Source organism: Caulobacter segnis ATCC 21756, assembly GCF_000092285.1.
In the GTDB taxonomy this organism is placed as follows: domain Bacteria; phylum Pseudomonadota; class Alphaproteobacteria; order Caulobacterales; family Caulobacteraceae; genus Caulobacter; species Caulobacter segnis.
The window spans coordinates 2619444-2643218 of sequence record NC_014100.1; the positions used below are offsets into that span (position 1 = coordinate 2619444).

Here is a 23775-nt window from a genome sequence, read left to right on the forward strand (position 1 = left end):
TAATATAGCGCCCTCGCCACGTTTCGTTCGGGGGTTTTTCATGCGTCGTTCTCTGCTGGCTGCTTGCTCTTTCGCGATCCTGGGCCTGGCCCACGCGGCCAGGGCCGAGGAGGTCAACGCCGCCGGCCCGCCGGTCGACGAGCAATCCACAGCCGTGGAAGCGGTCGTGGTCACGGGTGAGAAGACCTCGCGCTCGCTGCAGCAGACCGTCACCAGCGTCGCCGTGACGACGGCCGCGCGCATCGAGCGCGAGAACATCCAGACCTTCTACGACGTGGTCGCTCGCACAGCGAACATGAGCGAGACCTACGGCAAGACCGGCTTCACGATCCGGGGCGTCAGCAACATGAACGTCTCGGGCGGCGGCACCGGCGGTCTTGCGACGGTCTATGTCGATGGCGCGGCCCTGCCGCTCGAGGCCGTCTATGGCGGCCCGCTCGAGATGTGGGACATCGGCCAGGTCGAGGTGCTGCGGGGGCCGCAATCGACCCTGCAAGGCCGCAACTCCCTGGCGGGCGCGGTCGTCATCACCTCGGCCAACCCGACCTACACGCCCCAGTTTCGCGCGCGCGTGAACCTGGCCAGCGGGGACGAGCGCACTTTCGCGATCGCGGGCGGCGGGCCGATCGTCGCCGACCAACTGGCCTTCCGCGCCTCGGTCGAGAAGAAGGACAGCGACGGCTTCGTCTACAATCCGACGCTGAAGCGGGACATCGACGCGCTCGACAGCCTCAATATCCGGGGCAAGCTGCTGTTCACCCCGACCGCTCTGCCAGGCCTGAAGGCGACGCTGACCTACGCCCACAGCGATCGCGATGCGGGCTACCAGTTCACCTATGCGCGCATTGACACGCCCGACTACTACAAGCACCGCGTGGACCTGTCGGGCGATCCAAACCGCACCAAGACCAAGACCGATATCCTGACGGCCGACGTCGCTTACAAGTTCAACGACGTGCTGACCTTGAACGCGATCGCCTCGCTGAACACGGTCAAGACCCGGTCCGTCTATGACCTCGATTTCCAGCCGGTCCGGACTTCGTACGGCGCGCGCCGTACGAACACGGATACGGCCTCGCAGGAGTTGCGCCTGAACTATGACGGCGAGCGCCTGAAGGGCCTGATCGGCCTCTATCACGCCAAGCGCGACGCCCAGGACCTGACCGCCAGCCAGGTCAATGTCGCCTTCCCGCGGGCGACCCTCGTCAGCACCCTGACCTCGACCCTGCTGGCCAGCGTGCCCAGCCCGACCGCAGCCCAGCAGGCGGCCGCCGCGGCCCAGGCGAACGCCTTCGCCAATCTCTACATCGCGGCCCTGCCGGTCATCCCGGTGGACTATTCGGGCGATCAGCCCTCGGTGATCGACACCAGCGCCATCTTCGCCGACGCCAGCTTAGCTCTGACCGACAAACTGAGCCTGCTGGGCGGCTTCCGCTACGACCACGAGAAGAACACCAGCAGCAGCAGCCAGGTCGCCAGATTCACGGGGACCTATCCCACGGCCTCGGCCTTCGGCGCGTACGCTCCCTATGTGACCCTGGTGAACGCTTTCGTCGCCAACATGGTGGCCCAGGCGGGGTCCACCGCGCCGCAGGACACCCGCAAGTTCAACGCCTTCCTGCCGAAGGTCGGGGTCAAGTACGAGTGGACGCCGGATATCAACACAAGCCTCGTCGCCCAGCGCGGCTACCGTTCGGGCGGCTCGACGGTGAACATCGCCCGCTCGACCGTCGCGGCCTACGACCCCGAGTACACCTGGAACTACGAAGCCTCGCTGCGCACCGCCTGGCTGGACGGGACGCTGACGGTCAACGCCAACGCCTTCTATGTCGACTGGAAGGACCAGCAGGTGACGGTGAACCTTGGCATCAACAGCTACGACTACGAGGTCCGCAACGCCGGCAAGTCGCACCTCTACGGCTTCGAACTGGAGGTCGCCCAGCGCGTCACCGAGGCGCTGTCGTGGTATGCCTCCCTGGGTCAGACCAAGACCAAGTTCGACGACTTCACGATCACGTCCGGCGTCGACACGCGCGACCTGGCGGGATCGGAGTTCCCCTACGCGCCGCATTGGACGGTGGCGATGGGCGGTGACTATCGCTGGTCCAACGGCCTGATCGCGCACCTGGACGGCGCCTATCGGTCGCGCAGCTATTCGTCGGCGGGCCTGCAGCAGGCCCAGGACGATGTCGTCAAGGACCGCGTCGTGTTCAACGGCCGCTTCGGCTACGAGCGCGCGCATTGGGGCGCCTACATCTATGGCAAGAACCTGCTGAACGCGACCTACGCTCAGTACACCCGCGCGGACGTGGGCGTGGCGATGCTGAGCGAGCCCCGGATCCTGGGCCTGACCCTGGAGACCCGCTGGTGAGCGCGATCTGGGTTCTGGTCCTCACACCGCTGCCCGTCGCCGGCGCGACCTTGCTGAAACGGGCCTGGGAGGGGCCAGGCCCTCGACGCCCCTGGCTGATCCTGGGCGGGTGGAGCCTGCTGGTCCTGGCGATCGGCGCCTCGGTTCCGCTGATGGGCCCCGCGCGCGGCCCCGCCGCCGTCCTGGCGGTCGGCTCCCTGGCGGCGCTCGCCTTCGTGGCGATCGGCGTCGAGCGTCGGAACGCTCGAAAGAAGGCCGCGCGCGAGCTGGCGCCCGAACCTTCGGACCGCCGGCGCGTCGCCTGGCGCGGCTGGCTGCGCGGCTTCCTGGCCGGTCCGCTCGCGGGCGTGGCCGCGCTGGGCTGCGGCCTCGCTGTGGCGATCTGCGCCCCGGGCCAGATCCAGAGCCGGATGGTCATCGGCGGACTGATCGTCCCCTTTCTCTGGGCTGGCGGCATGGCCTGGACGCTTTCCGACGACAAGATCCTACGGGCCTTCGCGGTCCTCGCCAGCGTCGCGACCCTGACCCTGGGCGCGGCCTTCCTGAAGGGCGCGCTGTGATGGACGCTTCCCCCGACAAGATCGCACCTAAGACATCCAAGGCTGTGGGCGCGCCGATCTGGCCGAAGATCCCGGCGGATTTCGTGCGCGCCATGCTGGCCGGTCACTCGGCGCTGGGCCTGGCGTTCGCGGCCTTGATCTATCTCGTCTGCTTCTCGGGATCGGTGGCCGTGTTCACCCAGGAGTTCGGCCGTTGGGAGCAGCCTGCGGGACCAGTCCTAAGCTCGGTTTCGCCGAACGCGGTGGACGCCGCCGTCAAGGCGACACTGGCCGAGATCCCGCAGCCCCACGATCTGCTTGTGCGCCTGCCGACGCCCGACCAGCCTCGCTTGAGCATCCACGGCGAAGACGCCAGCGGTCGCGAGCACACCTATGTCGCCGACCAGGCCGGGCGGCTGGTCGGCGAGGCGCGGACGCCATGGACCGAGTTCCAGGCCGAGCTCCATACGGTGCTGCACCTGCCGCGCGCCTGGGGCGGGTTCGTGGTCGGGCTGACGGGCGTGGCGCTGTTGTCCTCCCTGATCTCGGGCGTGCTGTCCCATCCCCGGGTGTTCAAGGACGCCTTCGCCTTGCGTTGGGGCGGCTCCAAGCGCCTGCAGGAGGCTGATCTCCACAATCGGATTTCGGTCTGGGGCCTGCCGTTCCATCTCGCCGTGTCGTTGACCGGCGCCTTCCTGGGCCTGACGACGATCATTGTCGGCGTCCTAGCCTTGGCCACCTTCAAGGGCGACGCCAGCAAGGCGTACGCACTGTTCCAAGGGCCGACCGTCAAGGACGATCCGCGTCCCGCGGCCAAGGTCATCGACGTCCGTTCGGGCCTCGACGCCGTCGCCGCCCGCTACCCGGACGCGCGACCGACCTACATTTATGTCGAGCATCCCGGCGAGCGCGGTCAGCACGCCATCATCAATCTCGCCACCGACGGACGCCTGTCGCGCGGCGAGACCGTGGTGGTCGACGGCGAAGGTCGAATTCTGGGCGAGGTCGGATATGAGAGCGGCTCATTGGGCTTCCGCGTGCTCTCGGCCATGACCCCGCTACATTTCGGCTGGTTCGGCGGCTGGCCGGTCAAGGTCGCCTACTTCCTGCTGGGCCTGGGCTTGACCGCGGTGACCTCGAGCGGCGTCGCCATCTGGCTGGCGCGGCGTCGCGACAAGGGCCGGCCGGCGCCGCGGTGGGAACGCCTCTGGGTCGCCTTCGCGTGGAGCCAGCCCCTGGCCTATGCCTTCTCGGCTCTGGTCAGCCAGCTGTCCCCCACCCCCGCTCCGGTGGCCGCGTGGGGCCTCGCCACCCTTATGGCATGCGGCTCGGCCGCCATCGGTACGCCAGCCCGCATATCAAAAGGACTTCGCCTGATCAGCGCCGCTCTTCTCGCCTCGGTCGCCATGGCGCATGGGGCGTCGCAAGCTGGCGTGATGGCCGATCCGGCCGGCTGGGGCGTCGACGCGGCGCTAATTGGGACCGCGCTGTTGCTGGCGCTAACAACCCTGCCCCGACGGTCGACCGCTGGCCAACACCAGCGCTGATTGTCGATCGGCCTCGCGCAAGCTTCAGCCCATCTCGACATATATCGCGAGCTCTTCGAGCGCGCCCGTTGAGAGCGCGACCTTGAGGTGATCCAGGAAAGCTGAACCCCGCGCGCCCAACAATCGCCGGGAGGCGACCTCGCTCCAAGAGACCAGGCGGCCCGCCTCCGGACCGTGACTGACCAGCGAGACGCGCGCCGAGTATGCGGCGCCAGGCGCTGCTGGCGCTGAGACACGACCAGCTCGCGGCCATGGTCGCGCTCCACACCGCGCTCGGCGGCGGCGTGGAGCCGACAAAGCGATCGCGAACCGCCGGACTCGAAGCCCCGGAACGACGATCCACACACGCCACCGACGCCCTCACGGGTCCTCGCCGATTTCGCGGGGCGTGGAACCTCGAACCTGTTAGACGGTCGGCACCGTCCCACCATCTATGACGAACTCCGCGCCGTGGATCGCGGCGGCGCGATCCGAGGCCAGATAGGCGATGACATCGGCGACCTCGAAGGGTTCAGCCCCGCGACCGATCGAAATTCCGCCAAGGCCCCGCAAGACGAGCTGACGCGCGTCCTCGATCGTTCCGCCGTTGGCATCCTGGAGACGCTTGAGAAATACCCCCGCCGACTCGGTCATGATCCACCCCGGCGAGACGACGTTGACCCGCACGCCCTTCGGACCCAGTTCCTTGGAAATCGACTTGCTGTAGGTCCTGAGCGCGGCCTTGGCGGCGGCGTAGGCCGTGGTCGCTTCGGGAAGCGGCAGGACCGACTGGATGGAGGTGACGTGCACCACCGCGCCGGCGCCGCGCTCGATCATCTGCGGGATCAGCAGGCGATCGAGACGCACCGCGGCCAGCAGGTTTAGATTCAGCTCGGAGAGCCAGTCGTCGTCCGTCAGGGCGACGAAACCGCCGCCCGGCGCGGTCGAGCCGCCCATGACGTGGGCGAGGATGTCGATGCCGCCCAGACGCTCGAGCGCCGCCTTGGCGAAGCTTTCCCCGCCCTCGGCCGTCGTCAGGTCCGCTTGGACGAACTCGACGCCGTCAATGGGCTCCAGGCTCCCGCGGGCGGCGGTGACCACGCGGGCGCCGCCGGCCAGGAAACGGTCGACGGTGGCGCGGCCCAGGCCCTTCGAGCCGCCGCTGATGAGGACGCGCTTGCCGGCGAATTCGGTCGGATCAGCCCTGAGGGTCATGCCGTGATCTCCAGGGCTTTGATCGCGTCGTCTTCGAGCGTGAAACGGTAGGTGAAGCGGATCGGGCTACCCTTGAAGTCGCCATGAGCGGGGCCTTCGACGACGACCTGGTCGTCCTCGCGCCGGACGGTGTCCGGCGTGAAGATCGCCTTCACGGGGACCACGGCCTCTTCAAACAACCCCTTGATTTCGGCGCGTCCCCGAAAGACGGCGCCATTATCGCGAAGGACAGCGTCGGCCGCGAACGGTTGCAGCATGGCGGCGATGTCCAGGCGGGCGTTCGCCGCCACGTACGCGGCGATCGGGGATGGAAGGTCGAGAGGCATCGCTTCGGTCCTAATTACTGCGGTCGTGGCCGGGATGGCTGCGAGCGCGCTCGCCAACCAAGGTAGCGATGGACAGGCGAACGATAATCAGGACAATCTGGGATGCTTCATCACGAAATACGGGACAATTGCCGTGCACAGTCTGACGGAATTGGACGCCGTTCTAATGGTCGCCCGGCACGGCAAGTTCCGTAAAGCTGCGCTCGAGCTTGGGGTTTCAACGACCGCCCTCAGCAACGCGGTCGGAAAGCTGGAGCGCACGCTCGGCGTACGGCTGTTCAACCGCACGACGCGAAGCGTCTCCCTGACCGAGGCGGGCCGGCGGTTCGTTGCGCAGGTCGCGCCCGCCGTGAGTGACATACGTGAGGCGATGGAGGTCGCGCGCGCTCAACAGGCCACGCCGTCGGGCACATTGCGCATCAACGCCTTCCCGACGGCGGCCCGGGAAATCTTCTCCTGGCTCGTGCTACCGTTTATGCGCTCGCACCCTCAGGTTCACATCGACATCGTCACCGAGGGCCGCTTGGTGGATATCGTCGCGGGCGGCTTCGACCTTGGAGTCCGGAGCGCAGACCTTGTGCCAGCCGACATGATCGCGCTTCCGTTGGGTAGCGGACGGCGCAATGTTGTGGTGGCTTCTCCGAGCTATCTGAAGTCGCATGGGACGCCGATGGTCCCCCAGGACCTCGCCGCTCATTCCTGTCTGCGCGTCCGACTTCCCAATGGCGCGATCTATCGCTGGCCGTTCGAGAAAGACGGGCAATCGGTCCATATCGACGTCGAAGGCGTCATCACCCTGGACGAAGCCAGCCTTGCCCGTACGGCGGCCCTGGCTTCCGTCGGGCTCACCCTGGCGATGGAGTCCGACGTGCGGGGCGACATCGAGGCTGGCCGCCTTGTACGCGTGCTCGAGGATTGGACGCCTACCCTCTCGCCCTTGAGTCTCTACTATCCGAGCCGCCGCAACCCGACCGCCGCCTTCAAGGCGTTTATCGACTTCGCGCGGCGGCACAACGGCGCGGGCGACGCCGTGAGCGCTTCGATAGGTTGAGACGCGCCAGGCGCCCGCTTTACAGGTTACGGCGAGCGGGCTTCCTGTAGATCACGAGGCTTGGAGAAGGCGCACGGTGTTCGCCGGACACAAACGCGAGAGGCGGACGACGGACGAAGATCCGGCGAATATGCTACCGCTACCCCACGCGATCATGATTGTGAGCCCCTCTAGGGCGGGCCCGACAGATCGACGACCTCGCCGTCTTCCTTGGTGAAACTGGATGGGAGGCGATCGAGCAGATCGAACACAACCTCAGACGGCCGGCAGAGCTTGACGCCGCGCTGCGTGACGACCAGCGGCCGATTGACCAGGATCGGATGGGCGACCATCGCGTCGAGGATTTCCGCCTCGCTGACGTCATCGGCCGTCAGGCCAAGCTCTTCGGCGGGCGCGCCGCGCGTGCGCATCAATTGACGGAAGGTCAGGCCGGCCGCGCTGGCCAGGTCGCGCAACTGGTCGTGGGTCCAGCCGGTCTGCAGGTATTCGATGACCGTCGGCTCGTAACCAGCGGCTCGGATCATGGCGAGGACGTTGCGAGACGTGCCGCAGCTGGGGTTGTGGTAGATCACCACCGGGAAATCAGGGGCGCACATGGGTCACCGTCTTAAGCTTTGAAGGCTGTGTCGCCGCGCGCGGCGGCGACCTTGCGTACGGCCTGGCCGCGCTCGTACCAGGGCTTGGAGGCGTTCACGATCGCCACGATCGAGAGCATCACCGGCACCTCGATCAGCACGCCGACCACGGTGGCCAGGGCCGCGCCCGACTGGAAGCCGAATAGGCTGATGGCGGCCGCCACCGCCAACTCGAAGAAGTTGCTGGCGCCGATCAGGGCCGAGGGCCCGGCCACGCAATGGGCCTCGCCGCTCACGCGGTTGAGCAGATAGGCCAGGCCCGAATTGACATAGACCTGGATCAGGATCGGCACGGCCAGCAGGGCGATGACCAGCGGCTGCTTGAGGATCTGCTCGCCCTGGAAGCCAAACAGCATGACCAGGGTCGCCAGCAGCGCCACGATCGACAGCGGCTGCAACACCGACAGGAAGCGGCTCAAGGCCGCCTCACCCTTGGCCAGCAGCGCCTTGCGGATCAGCTGAGCCGCCACGACTGGCGCGACGATGTAGAGCCCGACCGACAGGGTCAGGGTCGACCAGGGCACGGTGATGGCTGAAAGGCCCAGTAGCAGACCGACAATCGGCGCGAAGGCTACGATCATGATGGTGTCGTTCAGAGCAACTTGGCTGAGGGTGAAGTTCGGCTCGCCCTTGGTCAGGTTGCTCCAGACAAAGACCATGGCCGTGCACGGCGCGGCGGCCAGCAGGATCAGGCCGGCGATGTAGCTATCGATCTGATCGGCCGGCAGGTAGGGCCGAAAGAGCTGGCTGATGAAGATCCAGCCCAGCAGCGCCATCCCGAACGGCTTGACCAGCCAGTTGATCAGCAGGGTCACCGAGATCCCGCGCCAATGGCGCGCGACCTGCCCCAAGGCCGCGAAATCGACCTTGATCAGCATAGGGATGATCATCAGCCAGATCAGGGCCGCCATCGGCAGGTTGACCTTGGCGATCTCGGCCGCGGCGATCAGGCGGAAGGCCGGCGCGAAGACATGGCCAAGCGCGACGCCGGCGACGATGCAAAGCCCCACCCACACGGTGAGGTAGCGTTCAAAGATGGACATCCAGGATCCTGATCGGGCGGCGGAGAACTAGGCGGCGCTCTCGTCCGGCGCGATCGACTTGCCGATCTCGTCGAGACGCTTTTGCAGCGACAACCGGTCGAGCGAGGCCATCGGCAAGGCGCAGAAGAGCGTGATGCGGCTATTGAGCTGGCGGTAGGCCTCGGCGAAGGCCAGGGCGATCTCGGCTTCGGAACCGACGGCGTCGCCCGGGTTGGGGATCCCCCAGTGAGCGCTCATCGGCTGGCCCGGCCAGATCGGGCAGACCTCGCCCGCGGCGTTGTCGCAGACGGTGAACACGAAATCGAGGTCGGGGGCGTCCGGGTTGGTCTCCAGCGAGAACTCGTCCCATCCCTTGGAGCGCAGCTCATGGGTCTTGTAGTTGAGGCGCTGCAGGAGGCTGATAGCGTGGGGATTGACCTCGCCGCTCGGCATCGAGCCGGCGGAATAGGCGACGAAGCGCCCCGCCCCGGCCCGGTTCATGATGCACTCAGCCAGGATCGATCGCGCCGAATTGTGGGTGCAGAGAAAAAGCACGTTGTAGGGACGGGTCTGGGCGGTCATGGCGTCGTCTCCAGGGGCGCAAGGCAGGTCCCGTCGCAGTCGGCGGCGCGGGCCAGGATATCGCCGAGCGGTGCGCAAACCTCCGGGGTGCCACCGCAACAGTCGTCCATCAGAAAGGCCAAAAGCTCCGTCATCGCCCCATAGCGGGCGGAGTAGATGATCGAGCGCCCCTCGCGCCGGGAGTCGATCAGCCCGGCGTGGCTGAGGATGTTGAGGCCCGACGACAGAGTGTTGGGCAGGATGCCCGTGGTGCGGGCGATCTCGCCGGCGGCCATACCGCCCCGCCCCGTCCTGACCAGCAGGCGGAAGATGGCCAAGCGTCCTTCGTGAGCCAAGGCGCTGAGCGCGGTGACGGCGGCTTTTGATTCCATATTTCCATCATACTCGAATGATAAGAAAGTTCAATGACGCCCATCTGGATCGAGCCGCAGCTGAGCGGAAGGATCATCCCGGCGCGGGGCTTGGCCTTGACGGCCATGTGGGCCGACCGCGACAGGGCCTGGCCTTTACCTATCGTCCTACGCGCTCGCGCTGCCTGCCGCGCTCCGGCGCCGGTGCTCTTGGACAGCGGGCGCGGCGATCCCCACCGAAAAACGCGGCAGGGCGACCCCATTTTCTGGATTGCGCGGCGGACGGACGTTTACCCGCTCACAGGGCGATCGGCACGGCGGCGGTGAACTTCTTGGGAGATTTGCCCCACCACGCATCTCCGAGATGGAAGTGAGGGGCGAATTCCCGCGACGATATGATCTCATGAACCGCCGTGTCGCTTGGATCCGGCGGAAGTGGAAGCGTGGCTCGAGGAACAACGGCGCGTATCGCCAACAGGCCAGGCGTCTAAGGCCCTAGCCCTAGACGTCCGAAGGCGAATGACCTGACCTGCCCGAAGCCCCGACAACTAAGCGACCTGCACCTTGCCCGGAGAGATCGTTCAAATCATCGCGGCCGTCCATGCCCCAGGACCTCCATCCGCATCACCTGTACGCCGCCTTCGGCGAGCGCCGGCAGTTTATCGAACCAGTCCTTGACGTAGGGCATGGCGTTGTGGGCCTCGAAGTCCGCTTGCGTCGCAAAGACCTCGTAGAAGATAAAGTGGCCCGGCCTGGCCCGATCTTCCTGCAGGAAATAGACGAGATTCTTGGGGTCGCCGCGGACCAGATCGACCAACGGCAGCGTCACCTCGCGCAGCGCCGCCTCCTGGCCGGGCTTGGCCTGAACATGGGCGACGATCGAATAGGCGCCGGCGGGGATTTGTTCGTAGCGCACGCCAAACCGTTCGCGGGCCAGGGTCGGTGCGGCTGAGACGCCTGCGGCCGCAAAGGCGGCCAGGGCCAGCAGGGCGGTGAAGGTCTTACGCATCAGGGTCTCTCCTCTGTAGGGTTCTTGAGCAAGAAGGGGGTGGGCTTGGCTCCGCTCCCTTAACGGGTGGCGCGTTGGCGGGCGGCGAGAGTGTTGGCGAAGCGCTGCTTCACCGGTCCGATCGCTTTGACGAACTCCAGCTGCTCGCCTTCGGGGCCCTTGCAGTAGATGAGCTCCCAGCCGTCCGACGGCGCCACGGTCACCTTGTTGGTGTTGGCGCTCTGCGGGGCCGCGCGGCGCTCGGCCTCGGTGTTGACCCGGATGATGCGGTTGGCCCGCACCTGCATCATGCCCCGGCGCGCGGACTCCGCTTCCAGGTCGGTGATGAACTTGTTGAAGTCGACGTCGTCGCGGATGTGGAAGCAGATGTGCATCATCCGCGGGAAGGCCGGGCTCATGTGCTGCACCGGCTCGGCGAAGGCCCTCGGCCCGCCCATCGGCTGATCGGCGTCGCGGTACTGCAGAAGCTCGATCACCACGTTGTCGAACTGAATGAAGCGGACGTCCAGCCGCTGGGCGCCATCGCGCAGGTCGGGCACGCCGATGGTGCGTGGATTGACGCCCAGTTCGTTGGCTCGGATGTCCTGATCGGCCAGCAAGGTGTTGTGGACTATGTCGCCCTGAAAGTCGCCGTGGCGGAACACCTCCGTGCCGCCCAGAACCTCGGTGTAGAATTCGTAGGCCCGCTCCATGTTTTGGACGGTCAGGCCGAAGTGCTGCACGCCCTGCAGCCGGGCCCCGAGGGGGCCGGCGTTGCGAGCGGCGGGCGACATCCCGTTGACGCCCTGGCCGCTGACGGCTTGGGCTGACGCCGGAGCGGCGAGAGCCGTTCCGGCGGCGGCCATGACGGCGCCGGCTGTTCGCAGCATGTCGCGGCGCCCCGGATCTGCCGCCTCGTTCTCTTGGGATTTACGCATGGTCTTTCTCCTTTTTCGTGGTGTAAGCGCCCGGTTTCGGGACGCGGGGAACCCTCCGGCCGGGACGAGGTCCCGGCCGTCGAGCGGCGACTTGAACTAAAGGGCTGGGGTCAGCGCGGGACGGGCAGCGGAGCGGCCGGGTTGACCAGACCGACCTCACGCAGCTCGCGCCAGAAGTCGGCCGGGACGTGTTCGTTCAAGGCGGCGCGATCCTCGGCGATCCGGCTGGGCTGGCTGGCGCCCGGGATGACCGCCGCAACGGCCGGATTGGCCAGGGCGAACTGCAGGCCCGCCGCCTTCATGCTGACGCCGTATCGGTCGGCGATCGCCTTGATGCGGGCCACCTTGTCGAGGATCGCCGGGGTCGCGGGGGCGTATTCGAAGTTCGGCCCGCCCACCAGCGCGCCGGAGCTGTAGGGGCCGCCCACAATGATGCCCAGCCCGCGTTCGGCGACCTTGGGCGTCAGGCGCTGCAGGGCGCGGTCGTGATCGAGCAGCGTATAGCGGCCTGCCAGCAGGAAGGCGTCCGGCCGGGGTTCGTCCAAGTCGAGCAGCAGCTCGATCGGTTCGACCCGATTGACGCCCAGGCCCCAGGCCTTGATCACGCCCTCGTCGCGCATCCGATCCAGCGCCTTGAACGCGCCCCTGCGGGCCGTCTCGAAGACGCCTAGCCAGGCGTCGCCGTAGAAGTCCTGGGCCACGTCGTGGACGAAGGCGATGTCGATGCGATCGGTCCCGAGGCGCTTGAGGCTGTCCTCGATAGAGCGATAGGCCGCGTCCTCGGAATAATCGTTGACGATCTTGTTCGGGCGACCGTGCTCGAAGACGCCGCCCTTCTCACCCAGGTCGCGGGCGCTGACGTCCTCGACCTCGTCCAGGATCACCCGGCCGACCTTGGTGCTGATCACGTATTCGTCGCGCGGCTTGCCGGCCAGGGCCCGCCCCATGCGGATCTCGGCCAGACCCGCGCCATAGAAAGGGGCGTTGTCGTAGTAGCGAACACCGTCGTTCCAGGCGGCGTCGACCGTGGCCAGGGCCTCGTCTTCGGGGATGTCACGGAACATGTTGCCCAGCGGCGCGGCGCCGAAGCCGAGCTGACCAGGAAGGAGGGTCTTGAGCGTCATCGTCTCAACCTCTCATCTCATGCCGCGCCGGGTGGGGAGCGGCGCCGATCGCTTTGCCTTTTTCCGCTGACCGGATCATCGCCTCCTCGATCACGGAGGCGACGACGCCCGGCTGGGAGACATGGACGGCGTGGCTGGCGGCGACGTCGCGCACGGTCGCCCCGGCTCGCTTGGCCATCATGCGCTGGGCGGGCGGTGGAATGATGTGATCGTCCTTGGCGATCAGGTACCAGCTGGGCTTCACGCGCCAAGCTGGAGCGGTGATCTGGCCCTCCAGGGCCTTCGCGCCCCAGGGTTGCTGCGAGTCGGCCATGAAGCGCGCGACTTCGGGCGCCACGTCAGCGGCGAAGGCGGCGGAGAACTTGGTTCGATCCAGCAGTAGCAGCCCGTCGACCGGCGGCAGGATCGGCAACGCAGGCGTACCCGGCGGCGCATTCGCCACGAGCGAGGAAACGGACTCGCCCCGGTCCGGCGCGAAGGCGGCGACATAGACAAGCGCCGACACCTTGGGATCGGACCCGGCCTCGGTGATGACCACGCCGCCGTAGGAATGGCCGACGAGCACCACCCTCCCCTCGGCCGCCGCGATCGCGCGCCGAGTGGCCGCGACGTCTTCCGCGAGCGAGGTGGTGGGATTTTGGACGACGACGACCTTGTATCCGTCCCGGCTCAGGATCCGATAGACGTCGGCCCAGCCGGAACCATCGACAAAAGCGCCGTGAACCAGGACGATCGTCCCCGGCTTGTCTCCCGGATCGGCGATGGCGGGAACGGCCGCTGCGGTGGCTCCGGCGGCGAGAACCGCGACCAGAAACAACCGATTGATCGGCAGCAAGCGCATCACTGTTCTCCTGAATGCTGATGGCGACGGATTTCAGTTGGCGTCGCGATCCAGTTCCCGTGGAAACCGGGCGGAACGATGTGCGGCAAACGAATGCTGGCGACGGGGTCGCTCGTGAAGCCTCGCGCATCAAGGATCACGAGGTCGGTCGTTCGCGAGCCGGCGTCGATGACGAACCCGATCAGCCAGCCCTCGTCCTCGCCCGCCTGAGGATGAGCCGGCACGAAGATGAATTCGCAGGGGTGTCGGCCTGGCCCGAAGTCGCGCGCTTCGCGGGTCCCTTCCACGAGGTCGTGCTTGAACAGGCCGTTCCCCAGGAAGGGGTCCGTCAGCGCCATAGTGTAGGCGTAACGATAAGGCTGCCCCAGCCGTCGCTCGTCCTGGCGAGGAAATTCCTGCGGCGTGGAATCGATGACGACCCGCTGAACCGTCCCGGTCTCGGGATTGAGGATCCAGCGCTCGAAGGCGCATCGCTCGGAGTCTGGCCCAGAGGTACGTCGCCAGAACATTCTGTCATGAACGATGACGTCCAGGATCACCGCGCCATCCGCCGCCTCGTAGGCGTTGACCGCGTGGAAGATGAAGCAGGGATCGACCACAAGCCAGGTGATGGCCTTGGCCTTTCCCTCTCGCGGCAACAACCCGATCCGGGCGACGTGCGCCTCGTTCCAACGGTACGGGAAATGATGCCCTGTGATCGCAGCAGTCAGCGAAAAGGTGACAGGCAGATCAAGAATGATCGCGAAGCGCTTGGTGAAGGCGAAGTCGTGGATCATCGGCCCTTGCTGAACCGGGATACGCATCTCGCGGCGGAGCTTGCCCTCGGGACTGAGAACGACGAAACGAAGCGTGCGCCACTTGCTGGCGTCGTAGCAGACGCCCAACATCTCGCCCGTCAGGGGGTCGACATGGGGATGGGCGGTGAAGCCGCCTCGGAGCGTGTCGTCGAAGTCGGTGTAGCGCAGCGTCTCGAGCGTATCGCCGATCTCGACCGGCGTGCTGCCCGCCTCCACCAGTCCCAGGGTCTTGCCGGCGAAGGCGACGACGTTGGTGTTCACCGTATCGAAGAGGTGGCGGGGGCCTGGGGTGCGTGGTTCGTCCAGCGCCTTGACCACGGCGTCCGAGCGAATCCACCGGTTGCGATACCAAAGCGCGCGACCGTTCTCCAGACGAACGCCTTGAACCATGCCGTCGCCGGCGAACCAATGGTGCTTCTCCGGATTGGGCGCTATCGGGTTGGGCCCCATGCGCAAGTAGCGGCCCGAGAGCGCCGCGGGGATTGCGCCCGTGACGGGCAGATCCTTCAGCGTCAGCTCCTCCGTCATGGGAGCGTGGAGGCCCGTGAGATACGGATTGACCGGCGCGACCCTGGCCGTGCCGCCGGCTTCGGTGAAAAGCATTTCCGTCTCCCCTTGCCTGGCTGAATTCGGGCGCCCAGCCCGGCCGGAGCCGGGTCATGGGACGCCATGATCCTCAACTGGCCCGTCGCGCCGTTCCTGAGCATGGCCTTATGCGAACGATGCGTCGGGTCCGACGGGCTGGCGAGTTAAATGGGGTTAAGCGCCCGCGCGTCGAGCAGAGGCGGACCGCCTCTTAACCCCACTTAACTTCGGGGCGGCCGCCAATCGCGCTAACCGGCGGGCGACAGCAACTTCACGGGTGTTCGGTGAGATGAACCGCTCTTCGGGTTCGATTTGGGCGATCGGCCTCGCGATCGCCGCCGCGCTAACGGCCTCCACGCTCGCGCATGCCGCCGACGTTGTTTCGACGAGCCAGATCGTGCGCGCTTGCTCGGCCGAGGAAGGTCGCGAACCGCCGGCCGTGTCCGGCATCGACATCCAGACCATGCCCGCCGCCCCTGGCGACCTGCCGTTCATCCAGGTGACCAATCGCCGGAGCGGCGCCACGGTGCGGATCTATCATCAACCGGCATTGCTCGGGGTCGCGCGGGCGCGGGCCGCCTGTTTTGGTGGGCTGACGGCGCTGCTCCAACCTATCATTCCCGATCCACGCCAAGGCGTGCCGTGGGCGCCGATCGTCCTCACCCGCGATCGGAGCTACGTGCCGCCGCGCAGCGAGGCCGAGCATCGCTGGATCGTCCCCGGCTTCAGCGGTTCGTGGGACGCCAATGCGACATCGTTCCTCGTCTTGGTCATGCCGCATGAGGAGACCCACAACAGTCAGATCGCGCTGCGCGCGACGCGGCTGCCACGCTGGTTCCAGGAAGGCCACGCAGAATGGGCGGGCCTGCAGGTCACCGAGGTCGTTCGTCCGGATCTGGCCACGGCCCAGCGTCGGGCGCACGACAAGGCCCGGATCGAACGGCCCGAAGCCCATCTCGGCGCCTGGGGCGGCAGAAAGGTCAAGCCCGAGGCGATTGATCGGCAGATCTCGCCCGCGGACCGGGAACGTCGCCGACGCGAGCCGGATTGGTCCCCGCCCGGCCCGTTCTCGTTCGGCCCCGGCGATTTCATCGAGGACAACGACAATGAGGCGGGCCGCTACGCGGCGGCGCTGGCTCTATTCGACGGACTGGAACAGCGCCACGGCCGCGCGGCGGTTCAGACCTGGGCGACGGCGGTGCTCGAGAACACCGACAACAAGGCCATTGTCCCCCTCGCCAAGAACATTCTGGGCGAAGATATCGCGCCCCTGCTGCGCTGATCGTCTAACGTCGACATCATGAATGATCGGGCGGGCGATCCGACGACCGTTTCGGCGGCGTCGCCAATGTCGACGACGGCGGCATGGTCCGCCGTCGCGCTCCTGTGTGTTGCTTTGCTGCTGTCGTACACCGACCGGCTCATCATCAATCTGGTGGTCGACCCGATCCGCGCGGATCTCGGCCTGACGGATTTGGAGATCAGCCTGCTGCAAGGCGCCGGGTTCGCGGTCATCTTCGCTCTGGCTGGTCTGCCCAGCGGCCGACTGGCGGATCGGGTCAATCGGCGCAATCTGATCACGGCTGGACTATCGCTCTGGTCGGTCGCGACCATCTTCTGCGGCCTCGCGGTCGACTTCTGGACCTTCCTGCTGGCGCGCGTCGCTGTGGGACTGGGCGAAGCCATGTTGGTGCCCGCGGCGTCCTCTCTCATCATCGACAGCTTCTCGCCGAGACGCCGGGGGCTGGCGCTCGGGACGTTTTCGCTCGGAGCCACGTTCGGCGCCGGATCTTCGTTGTTCATCGGCGGGGTTGTGCTGGGGTGGATCGAGGCTGGCCGCTTCGCGGCGACGCCCGGCCTCGCCGCGCTCGAACCCTGGCGCCAGTTGATGGTCCTGGCGGGGCTGCCAGGTCTGGCGCTGGTTCCCCTCCTGCTTCTAGTCCGCGAGCCCGCGCGCCGTCACAGCGCGGGACTGGTCGCGATCTCCGCCGTGCTCGCCCGACTGATCTCCGACAACGCGACGGTGCTGCGCATCTGCCTCGTAAAAGGCGCGCTGGGCGTCGGTGACTATGCGCTTATCGCCTGGCTGCCGACCTTGCTCCAGCGCAGCCACGGCATGACGCCCCTCCAGGCCGGTGGGCTGGTGGGCCTGTCCCTGACCGTCAGCGGCGTTATCGCGTCCGTGGCCGGCGGCGCTCTGTCCGACCGTTTCGCCCAGCACTGGGGCGTCCGGTCGCGCGCGGCGCTGCTGCTGGGCGCCTATCTGCTCGCCCTCATCGGCGCCTTGCTCTTCCTGCTGGCCCAGACCGGCCAGCAGACGGCGCTGGCCTTCGCGATCTGGGCGCTAGGGTCGGTCAGCGGCTATGTGATCGGCCATGTCGTGATGCAGGAGAGCGTTCCGAACGAGATGCGCGCGACGACGGTTGCGCTGTCACTGGCGGTCACCGCCCTGGTCGGCATCAGTCTTGGCCCCACGCTTGTGCCCCTGGTCGCCGAGCATGGCTTCGGCGGCGAAAAGGGGTCGCTTCAGGCGGCGATGGGAACGATTAGCCTCGGCGCCGCTCTACTCGCCCTCGTGGTGATCTGGCGCCCCGCCAGCGCGCGCCTCACCGAGCTCCGAAAGCGATCGAGCGGCTGATCAATCGTGACGGGGTCACACCCGCGGCCTGGTGTCGACCAGAGCTCGGGCGCGACGAAGGTCGCCGCTGTCGAAGCCTTCGGTGAAACGCTCCAGCGCCATGGCCAGCGTCGCTTCGGCTTCGTCATCGCCGCCGCGCGATCGCCAAAACGCCACCAGGGTCGCGGCCGACCGGAGCTCCCATGACAGGGCGCCGTCGCGGCGGGCCAGCGCGATGGAGCGAAGATAACATTCCACCGCCTGGTCCGCCTGAGCCGCGCTGCCTCGGCGGAGGACATTGCCTTTGATACGCAACATCTCCGGGATGCCGACCACTTGGCCGTTGGCTTCCGAAACAGCCATCGCCTCATCGATAGCGGCAAGGCCGCTTCGGAGATCGACCTGCCGGGCCAGCGCCTCGCCGTAGTTGGTCAGGTAGTTCGGATAGCGCATGCGAAACCCGCTCTCGCGAACGACCGCGAGCGTCTGGCGATAGCTTTCGAGGTCTATCGGCCGGTCGAGGTAGAGATCCAGGCGCGCACGCACGCAGGCGGCCATGGCGGACCAGATCACCAGCCCGTGTCGTTCGGCATGTCTTAGAGCACGGCTCAGCACGCTCTGGGCCGCGACGTAGTCCCGCACATAGAGGGCGACGGGAAGCGAACCATGCACCAGCGCATAGCAGAGCGAGACGGCGTAGTTGGACGCCTCGGCCTCCGCCAGTTGGACGCGCGCCGTCTCGACGGCCTGGTCCGGAAACCCCCGCAGCCACAGCACGGTGGCCAGCGCGCCTCGAGCGGTGAGCCGCTGGTCGAAATCGAAGCGCGTGGAGCCTGACCGGGAATCCAGGCCGGCCGACCGGTAGACGATGCTCTCCAGGCGGGCCTGCGAGGCGGCCAGCGCGCCCAGCCAGGACAAGGCCGAGCCGGCCGAGCCGTCGGCGTCCGTACGGGCGGATCCCCCGCTCTTGCCCTCCAGGCACGAGATCTTGTCCGCGATCTGCAGCGCCGAATGCGAGTCCCCGGTCCAAAGCTCGTATTCCGAAAGCCCCCGCAGGCATTCCAGCTGCAGCTCGGTCTCACCGAGCCCTTCGGCGATATCGAGGGCGCGCGTCAGCGCTTCCTTCACGGCCAGGAGCGGCCCCTGGGTATGCAGCAGCGTGGCGCCCAGCGTCAGGTTCAGCACCAGGTCGTCGCGCGCGGCGCGGACCGACGCCAGTCGCGGATCCAGCGCCCGTTCGACCGCCGCACGGCACTCCTCCAACAGCGAAAGCTGCCCCCAGAAGGCGATGGCGGCGATGGTCAGGCTGATGACTAGCCCGGCGTCGTCCGCGCTCGACGCCGCCCATCTCAAAGCCTCTCGAACGTCATCGATCCGCGCGCCGTAGCGTTGCAGCCAGATCGTCCTGGGCAGCTTTCCGACGTCGCGCCTGGCCTGATCGGCCAAGCCGAGAAAATGGCGCGCATGACGCAATCCGGTCGCGTCCGCCTCACCCGACACCAGGAGCTTCTCCAGAGCGTAGGCCCTCGTCGTATCCAGAAGTCGGTACTCCACATCGAGATCGCGGAGCTCGACGACGACCAGGGATTTATCCACAAGCGCCGCGAGGTCCCCCACCACCGCGCCCGAACCGATGGCGTCGTCGGCGACAATGGCGCATGCGGACGCCAGGTTGAATGTCCCGGCCAGGACCGACAGTCGTCGCAGGACCGCCTGCTCGTTCGCCGGTAGCAGATCGTAGCTCCAGTCGATGGCGGCCATCAGAGTACGGTGCCGCTCGGGTCCGGCCCGCTGGGCGATCTGCAGGTGGAAGCGGTCGCGAACCTGATCCAGCACGCCTGCGGCGCCGAACATGTCGATCCGGGTCGCGGCGAGCTCGATGGCCAGGGGCAGCCCGTCCAGCCGCCGGCAAATCTCGGCCACGATGGGCGCATCGGAGTCGCTGAGCGCAAAGGTCTCGAGCCGGTCCGACGCGCGCTCGACGAAGAGACGGACCGCCGCGAAGCTCAAAGCCTCTCTCGCTAAGGGCGTGGTCGAGGCCGGCGGCGCGGCCAGTCCCGGCAACCTGCGCAGGCGCTCTCCCGCCAGCCGCAGCGGCTCCCGACTGGTCGTCAGGATCCGGACACCCGGCGCATCCGTAAGGATCCGTTCGGCGCACATGGCGACGGTGTCGATGATGTGCTCGCACTCGCAGCTGTCGAACAGCAGCAACATCTCCCGATCGCGCAGATATTCGCTTAGGGCCGCGAGCATGTTGGCCGAGTGGGCGGCCAGACCGATGGCCGTGGCGACGGCGCTCGCGACCAGGGTCGGATCCTTGATCGGAGAGAGATCGACGAACCACACCCCGTCACGAACCACCCCGGTCATCCGCTCGGCGACCGCGAGGGCGACGGACGTCTTGCCGATGCCACCAGGCCCCACCACCGAGACGAGCCGAGCTTCGCCCAACTCTTCGCGAATGGCCCCGACGACGTCTTCCCGACCCAGCAGGCGCGCCGCGCCGGCCGGCAGGTTGTGCGCCCGGCGGACCTCAACAGGCCGGTCCACCAACGCTTCGCGACCACTGAGGGTCCGAACCGGCGCCACGAAGCAATAGCCGCGGCCGATCACGGTCGAGATGTATCGTGTTCCAGCCTCCTGGCGCAGGACACGGCGCAGGGCCACCATGTGGACCTTGAGATTACCCTCCTCGACGATGGTGTCGGGCCAGACCTTGGCGAACAGCTCGCGCTTGGTGACGACCTCGCCCGCGCGTTCGACGAGCGCGGTCAACAGCCCCAGCGCCCGATTTCCGATGCGGACCGGCGTCTCGCCCTCAAGGAGCAACTGGCGGCCGGGCAGCAGCAGAAAGGGGCCGAACGCAAACGACCGCATCATCAACTCGGCGTGGTCGTCCGCCAAATTCACCTCCGCTCACCCGCAGACCAGTGTTACTCAAAATCTATCGCAGTCCGCTTCAGAAGCGATACCGAATCCCGCCGCCATAGGTCCGGGGGTCGCTGATGACCTGAAAGGCCGAACTCGAAGACACGCGCGCCGCGAACGAGAGGAAACGTTCGTCGGTCAGATTACGCCCATAGGCGAAGACCTCGGGTCCATTATCGATTTGAAAGGCCAGCTGTCCGCCGAGCATGCTCCAAGCGCCCCCGCGCAGCGCGGCCTCGTTGCCGGCTCCGACATAGAAGACGCTGCTCGATAGGTCATAGGTGATGCTCGCGGAGAGCCGGCCCGTACGCAGACGCCGGGAATAGTCCAGGCCAAGCCCGCCCGACCAACGGGGCGCGAGGTTGAGCCGATTGCCGGAGCGGTCGGCCAGACCGGGCGCGCAGAGCGGATCCGCGCCCTGCGGGTCGCCGGCGCTGAACGGCTGACAAAAGGCCCGATAGCGCGCGTGAAGGAAGACGCCCTGCGCGTGAACCGCAAAGCCAACCGGCAGCTTGGCGACGATACTGGCTTCCACCCCGCCCAGCCGGGCGGAGGCGGCGTTGTCCACACGCGACAGGCCCAGGCCGACCGTACTGCGGATCTGGATATCGCTGTAGTCGTAGAGGAAGGCCGCGGCGTTGAGCGTAACCCGCCGATCGGCGAACTCGGCCTTGGCGCCGGCCTCGTAGGCCCAAAGGGTTTCCGACCGGAAGGTGTTGGCGACGGTCGCCGCCGCTCCGGGCGCGAAGTTGAAACCTGGCGGCTGGTAGCCTCGACCGACCTTCATATAGGTCAGCAAACTGGGACTGGCGCGATAGGCTAAGGTGAGGCTGGGAATGATCGCCGAGGCGCGGATCTTTCCCGACAGGAGCCGTCCGGGCGTCGGCGAGCGCCGATAGTCGATCGTGAAATCGCGGCGCTCACGGTCATAACGCAGGCCGGAGACGAGGGTCAGGCGATCGGCGAGATCGACCTCAAACTGGCCAAACAGAGCGAACGCCGCCAGGTCGCTACGATCGACGAGGTGATCGAAACGAGGCGCCGACACCGGCGCGCTTGTCGACAGCCCGTAACGGGCTCGCTCTGTGAAGAGGCTGGCGCCGCCGGTGGCGCGAAGGCGCTGTCCCTTGAAAACGCCGCGCAGTTCCTGGCTGAAGCTCGCGCTGTGGTTGGTCGCGCCGGTCAACAGAAACGCCGCGGCGGTGGCGTCGGCGTCGTAGGCCAAGGTCGAGTCGAAGTCTCGCCAACTGGTGATCGATACCAGCTCCAGCGTGGCCCTCGGACGATGGGTCAGAGTCAACGCCAGACCCTTGCTCGTGGTGCGGCGCAGCGTCCGCGCCTCGCTGGCCGCATCGCTTGCGAACGCGCTTGGATCACCGATCCCCAAGAACATTCCCGAAGCGTCATAAGCGTTCTTGAAGACGGGGGTCGCGTGATCTCGCATGACGTCAGCCGCGAGCACGGCGTTGAAGCGACCATCGGCCGAGGGGTGTCGAAGCTGGCCGCGAACGGTGTAGGCGTCGCGGTCATTCAGCCGGGCGCCGGTGACAGTATTGCGGATCATGCCGTCGTGGCGGAGGTAACTTCCCGAGAGCCCTCCGAAGACGCGCGCGAACAATGGGCCACTGACAGCGCCCCGCGCCGATATCGCATCCAGATTGCCCACCCGAACCTCGCCCCCGCCCCTAAGCGCGGCGCCAGGCGTCCGGGTGACGATGTTGATCGCGCCCGCTGTGGCGTTGCGCCCGTAGAGCGTTCCCTGAGGCCCGCGCAAAACTTCCACCCGCTCCACATCGTCGAACCCGAAGAAGGCCGCGTCCGGTCGAGACAGATAGACCCCGTCGAGATAGATCGCGACCGGTTGCGCCGACCCGATCGGCAGCACTTGACCAGCGACGCCGCGGATCGCAACGAGGTTGCTGGCGTTGCCGCCCGTGAAACCGGTGATCGATACGCCCGACGCCGCGCCGATCACGTCGGAGAGATCCAAGGCGCCGCGGCGCGCGAGGTCGTCCTGACTGATAACGCTCATTGCGATTGGAACATCCAAGTGGCGTTCATGACGCCGCTGGGCGGTCACGATGACGTCCTCGGTCATGTCCCGCTGGGTCTTGTCGCCCGTCTGAGGCGCGCCGTCAGCCACCGCGAACGACGCGGCGATGGCTTGCAGAAGCGACAGAGTATCCGCGCCCAATGCCACGTCCCTCCCCAGGCGTGGGACGATAACGCCTATATCGCCCATCTGACGACTTGCGGTGACGCCATAATACGGAAGTGACGACTGCTGGGTAGCTCGGCGACGACCTAGTCGCGCCATGAACGGACCTTGGTGCGCCTCCAGAGACCAGACATTGAGCAGCTCATCGACCGGCGCCTCCGATGAAGAGCGCCAGGGTGAGCGCGATCAGCGCGGTGAGCTTGCGGTGCATGGGGCGCAGCGCCGCGGCGCGCCGCCGGGACGACCGGCGGCGGCCTTCGACGGGTTAGATCTGGTTGTCCCAGGCCTTCAGTTGATGATCTTTCAGCATGTCCTCGATGACCTTCGGCACGACATTGCGGAACTTGCCGGTGTCCGCCGGGACGATGTCGATCATCCGATCGATCATCTCCTGGGCGTCCATCTTGCCTTCGGGCGTGGCGAAGAAGTCGTCAAAGCCCTTGCGCAGGTCGGCGCGCTTGGTGAAGTTCTTGGCGTCGTCCAGCCAGCGGAACGGGTTGTCGGCCATGGTTTCGTTGTAGCCGGTGTAATAGGCGCCCGGATTGATGGTCTGAATCTTGATCCCGTAGGGCGTCAGCTCCTGCTGCATGGCCTCGGCCACCGACTCCAGGGCGTGCTTGGTCGAGACATAGGTCCCCCAGTTGGCCGGCGTGAACAGGCCGCCCATCGACGAGGTGAAGACCACCTTCTTGCCTTGGCTCTTGCCTTCGCGAACCCACTTCTGGACGACGCCCTGGGTCAGGGTCAGCGGCAGGAAGACATTGACCTCGAAGTTCTTCCGCACCAGATCGACCGGGATTTCCCAGACCGGACCTGCCTCGCCCATGCCGGCGTTGTTCCAGAGCACGTCGAAGTCGAGACCGATCGCTTGCTGGATGTCATAGGGGTCGTTCAGGTCCAGTCGATAGACGGTGATCTTGTCCGCCAGGCCGAGCGCGGCGACTTCCTCGCGCAGCGGCGTGACCTGCGAGGCCACATGAACGGTGGCGATGATGTCGTGGCCATTGCGGGCCATGCCGATGGCGGCGCCCTTGCCGAAGCCGCCGGCCGCGCCGGTGATCAGGATGGTTTTCTTGGTCATGGTCTTGTTCCTCATGGATTTGGGTTGAGGTCGTCGGGTTT

20 protein-coding genes are annotated in these 23775 nt (G+C 66.8%); 6 read left to right on the forward strand and 14 right to left on the reverse strand.

Annotated features, from left to right (window positions below):
• The first annotated feature begins 40 nt into the window (after nt 1-40).
• The 3 genes from CSEG_RS12005 to CSEG_RS12015 are packed head-to-tail and all read left to right on the forward strand — an operon-like array spanning nt 41 to nt 4457.
• On the forward strand, nt 41-2371 hold the full coding sequence (locus CSEG_RS12005; RefSeq protein ID WP_013079500.1) for a TonB-dependent receptor: 2331 nt from the start codon (nt 41-43) through the stop codon (nt 2369-2371).
• The gene (locus tag CSEG_RS12010; protein ID WP_013079501.1) at nt 2368-2931 is read left to right on the forward strand and encodes a hypothetical protein; all 564 of its coding nucleotides are present in this window, start codon (nt 2368-2370) and stop codon (nt 2929-2931) included. The genes CSEG_RS12005 and CSEG_RS12010 overlap by 4 nt, the downstream gene beginning before the upstream one ends.
• A complete protein-coding gene (locus CSEG_RS12015) occupies nt 2931-4457 on the forward strand; it encodes a PepSY-associated TM helix domain-containing protein (protein WP_013079502.1) in 1527 nt (508 codons plus the stop codon). Before CSEG_RS12010 ends, CSEG_RS12015 begins: the two co-directional genes overlap by 1 nt.
• 405 nt (nt 4458-4862) lie before the next feature.
• On the opposite strand, the gene CSEG_RS12020 is transcribed toward CSEG_RS12015, so the two are convergent.
• Nucleotides 4863-5651, reverse strand: coding sequence for an SDR family oxidoreductase (locus tag CSEG_RS12020; RefSeq protein ID WP_013079503.1), 789 nt, complete (start codon nt 5649-5651; stop codon nt 4863-4865).
• A complete protein-coding gene (locus CSEG_RS12025) occupies nt 5648-5941 on the reverse strand; it encodes a nuclear transport factor 2 family protein (RefSeq protein WP_244264902.1) in 294 nt (97 codons plus the stop codon). The genes CSEG_RS12020 and CSEG_RS12025 overlap by 4 nt, the downstream gene beginning before the upstream one ends.
• A gap of 70 nt (nt 5942-6011) precedes the next feature.
• Between CSEG_RS12025 and CSEG_RS12030 the strand changes: the two genes are divergently transcribed.
• Complete coding sequence (locus CSEG_RS12030; protein ID WP_013079505.1) at nt 6012-7028, forward strand: LysR family transcriptional regulator; 1017 nt, start codon at nt 6012-6014, stop codon at nt 7026-7028.
• A 170-nt stretch (nt 7029-7198) separates the two neighbouring features.
• On the opposite strand, the gene arsC is transcribed toward CSEG_RS12030, so the two are convergent.
• The 9 genes from arsC to CSEG_RS12080 all read right to left on the reverse strand — a co-directional run bounded on the left by arsC (nt 7199) and on the right by CSEG_RS12080 (nt 14908).
• Nucleotides 7199-7624 (reverse strand): arsenate reductase (glutaredoxin), encoded by a 426-nt coding sequence (gene arsC, locus CSEG_RS12035; RefSeq protein WP_013079506.1) that lies wholly within the window; start codon nt 7622-7624, stop codon nt 7199-7201.
• An 11-nt stretch (nt 7625-7635) separates the two neighbouring features.
• On the reverse strand, nt 7636-8706 hold the full coding sequence (arsB, locus tag CSEG_RS12040) for an ACR3 family arsenite efflux transporter (RefSeq protein WP_013079507.1): 1071 nt from the start codon (nt 8704-8706) through the stop codon (nt 7636-7638).
• A gap of 27 nt (nt 8707-8733) precedes the next feature.
• Nucleotides 8734-9267, reverse strand: coding sequence for an arsenate reductase ArsC (locus CSEG_RS12045; protein WP_013079508.1), 534 nt, complete (start codon nt 9265-9267; stop codon nt 8734-8736).
• Nucleotides 9264-9638, reverse strand: a complete 375-nt coding sequence (locus tag CSEG_RS12050; protein ID WP_013079509.1) for an ArsR/SmtB family transcription factor — start codon at nt 9636-9638, stop codon at nt 9264-9266. The genes CSEG_RS12045 and CSEG_RS12050 overlap by 4 nt, the downstream gene beginning before the upstream one ends.
• A 565-nt stretch (nt 9639-10203) precedes the next feature.
• A complete protein-coding gene (locus CSEG_RS12060) occupies nt 10204-10626 on the reverse strand; it encodes a putative quinol monooxygenase (protein ID WP_013079510.1) in 423 nt (140 codons plus the stop codon).
• Between the two features lie 59 nt (nt 10627-10685).
• Nucleotides 10686-11543: a VOC family protein gene (locus CSEG_RS12065; RefSeq protein WP_013079511.1), complete on the reverse strand. Its 858-nt coding sequence runs from the start codon at nt 11541-11543 to the stop codon at nt 10686-10688.
• A 110-nt stretch (nt 11544-11653) separates the two neighbouring features.
• Entirely contained in the window at nt 11654-12667 is a 1014-nt protein-coding gene (locus tag CSEG_RS12070) for an aldo/keto reductase (RefSeq protein ID WP_013079512.1), read from the reverse strand.
• A gap of 4 nt (nt 12668-12671) precedes the next feature.
• The gene (locus CSEG_RS12075) at nt 12672-13508 is read right to left on the reverse strand and encodes an alpha/beta fold hydrolase (protein ID WP_013079513.1); all 837 of its coding nucleotides are present in this window, start codon (nt 13506-13508) and stop codon (nt 12672-12674) included.
• Nucleotides 13508-14908: an 8'-apo-carotenoid 13,14-cleaving dioxygenase gene (locus tag CSEG_RS12080; protein WP_013079514.1), complete on the reverse strand. Its 1401-nt coding sequence runs from the start codon at nt 14906-14908 to the stop codon at nt 13508-13510. Before CSEG_RS12080 ends, CSEG_RS12075 begins: the two co-directional genes overlap by 1 nt.
• Before the next feature lie 271 nt (nt 14909-15179).
• Here CSEG_RS12080 and CSEG_RS12085 point away from each other — a divergent pair, with 271 nt between their 5' ends.
• Together CSEG_RS12085 and CSEG_RS12090 are read left to right on the forward strand one after the other, a co-directional pair.
• Nucleotides 15180-16172 carry a hypothetical protein gene (locus CSEG_RS12085; RefSeq protein WP_013079515.1) on the forward strand — a complete coding sequence of 331 codons (993 nt, stop codon included), beginning with the start codon at nt 15180-15182 and terminating at the stop codon, nt 16170-16172.
• A 66-nt stretch (nt 16173-16238) separates the two neighbouring features.
• Nucleotides 16239-17528 (forward strand): MFS transporter, encoded by a 1290-nt coding sequence (locus CSEG_RS12090; protein ID WP_013079516.1) that lies wholly within the window; start codon nt 16239-16241, stop codon nt 17526-17528.
• A gap of 15 nt (nt 17529-17543) precedes the next feature.
• On the opposite strand, the gene CSEG_RS12095 is transcribed toward CSEG_RS12090, so the two are convergent.
• The 3 genes from CSEG_RS12095 to CSEG_RS12105 form a co-directional block, all read right to left on the reverse strand.
• Nucleotides 17544-20411 (reverse strand): ATP-binding protein, encoded by a 2868-nt coding sequence (locus tag CSEG_RS12095; RefSeq protein ID WP_013079517.1) that lies wholly within the window; start codon nt 20409-20411, stop codon nt 17544-17546.
• A 55-nt stretch (nt 20412-20466) separates the two neighbouring features.
• On the reverse strand, nt 20467-22752 hold the full coding sequence (locus tag CSEG_RS12100; RefSeq protein ID WP_083778393.1) for a TonB-dependent receptor: 2286 nt from the start codon (nt 22750-22752) through the stop codon (nt 20467-20469).
• A gap of 166 nt (nt 22753-22918) precedes the next feature.
• Complete coding sequence (locus CSEG_RS12105) at nt 22919-23734, reverse strand: SDR family oxidoreductase (RefSeq protein ID WP_013079519.1); 816 nt, start codon at nt 23732-23734, stop codon at nt 22919-22921.
• Nucleotides 23735-23775 lie beyond the last annotated feature (41 nt).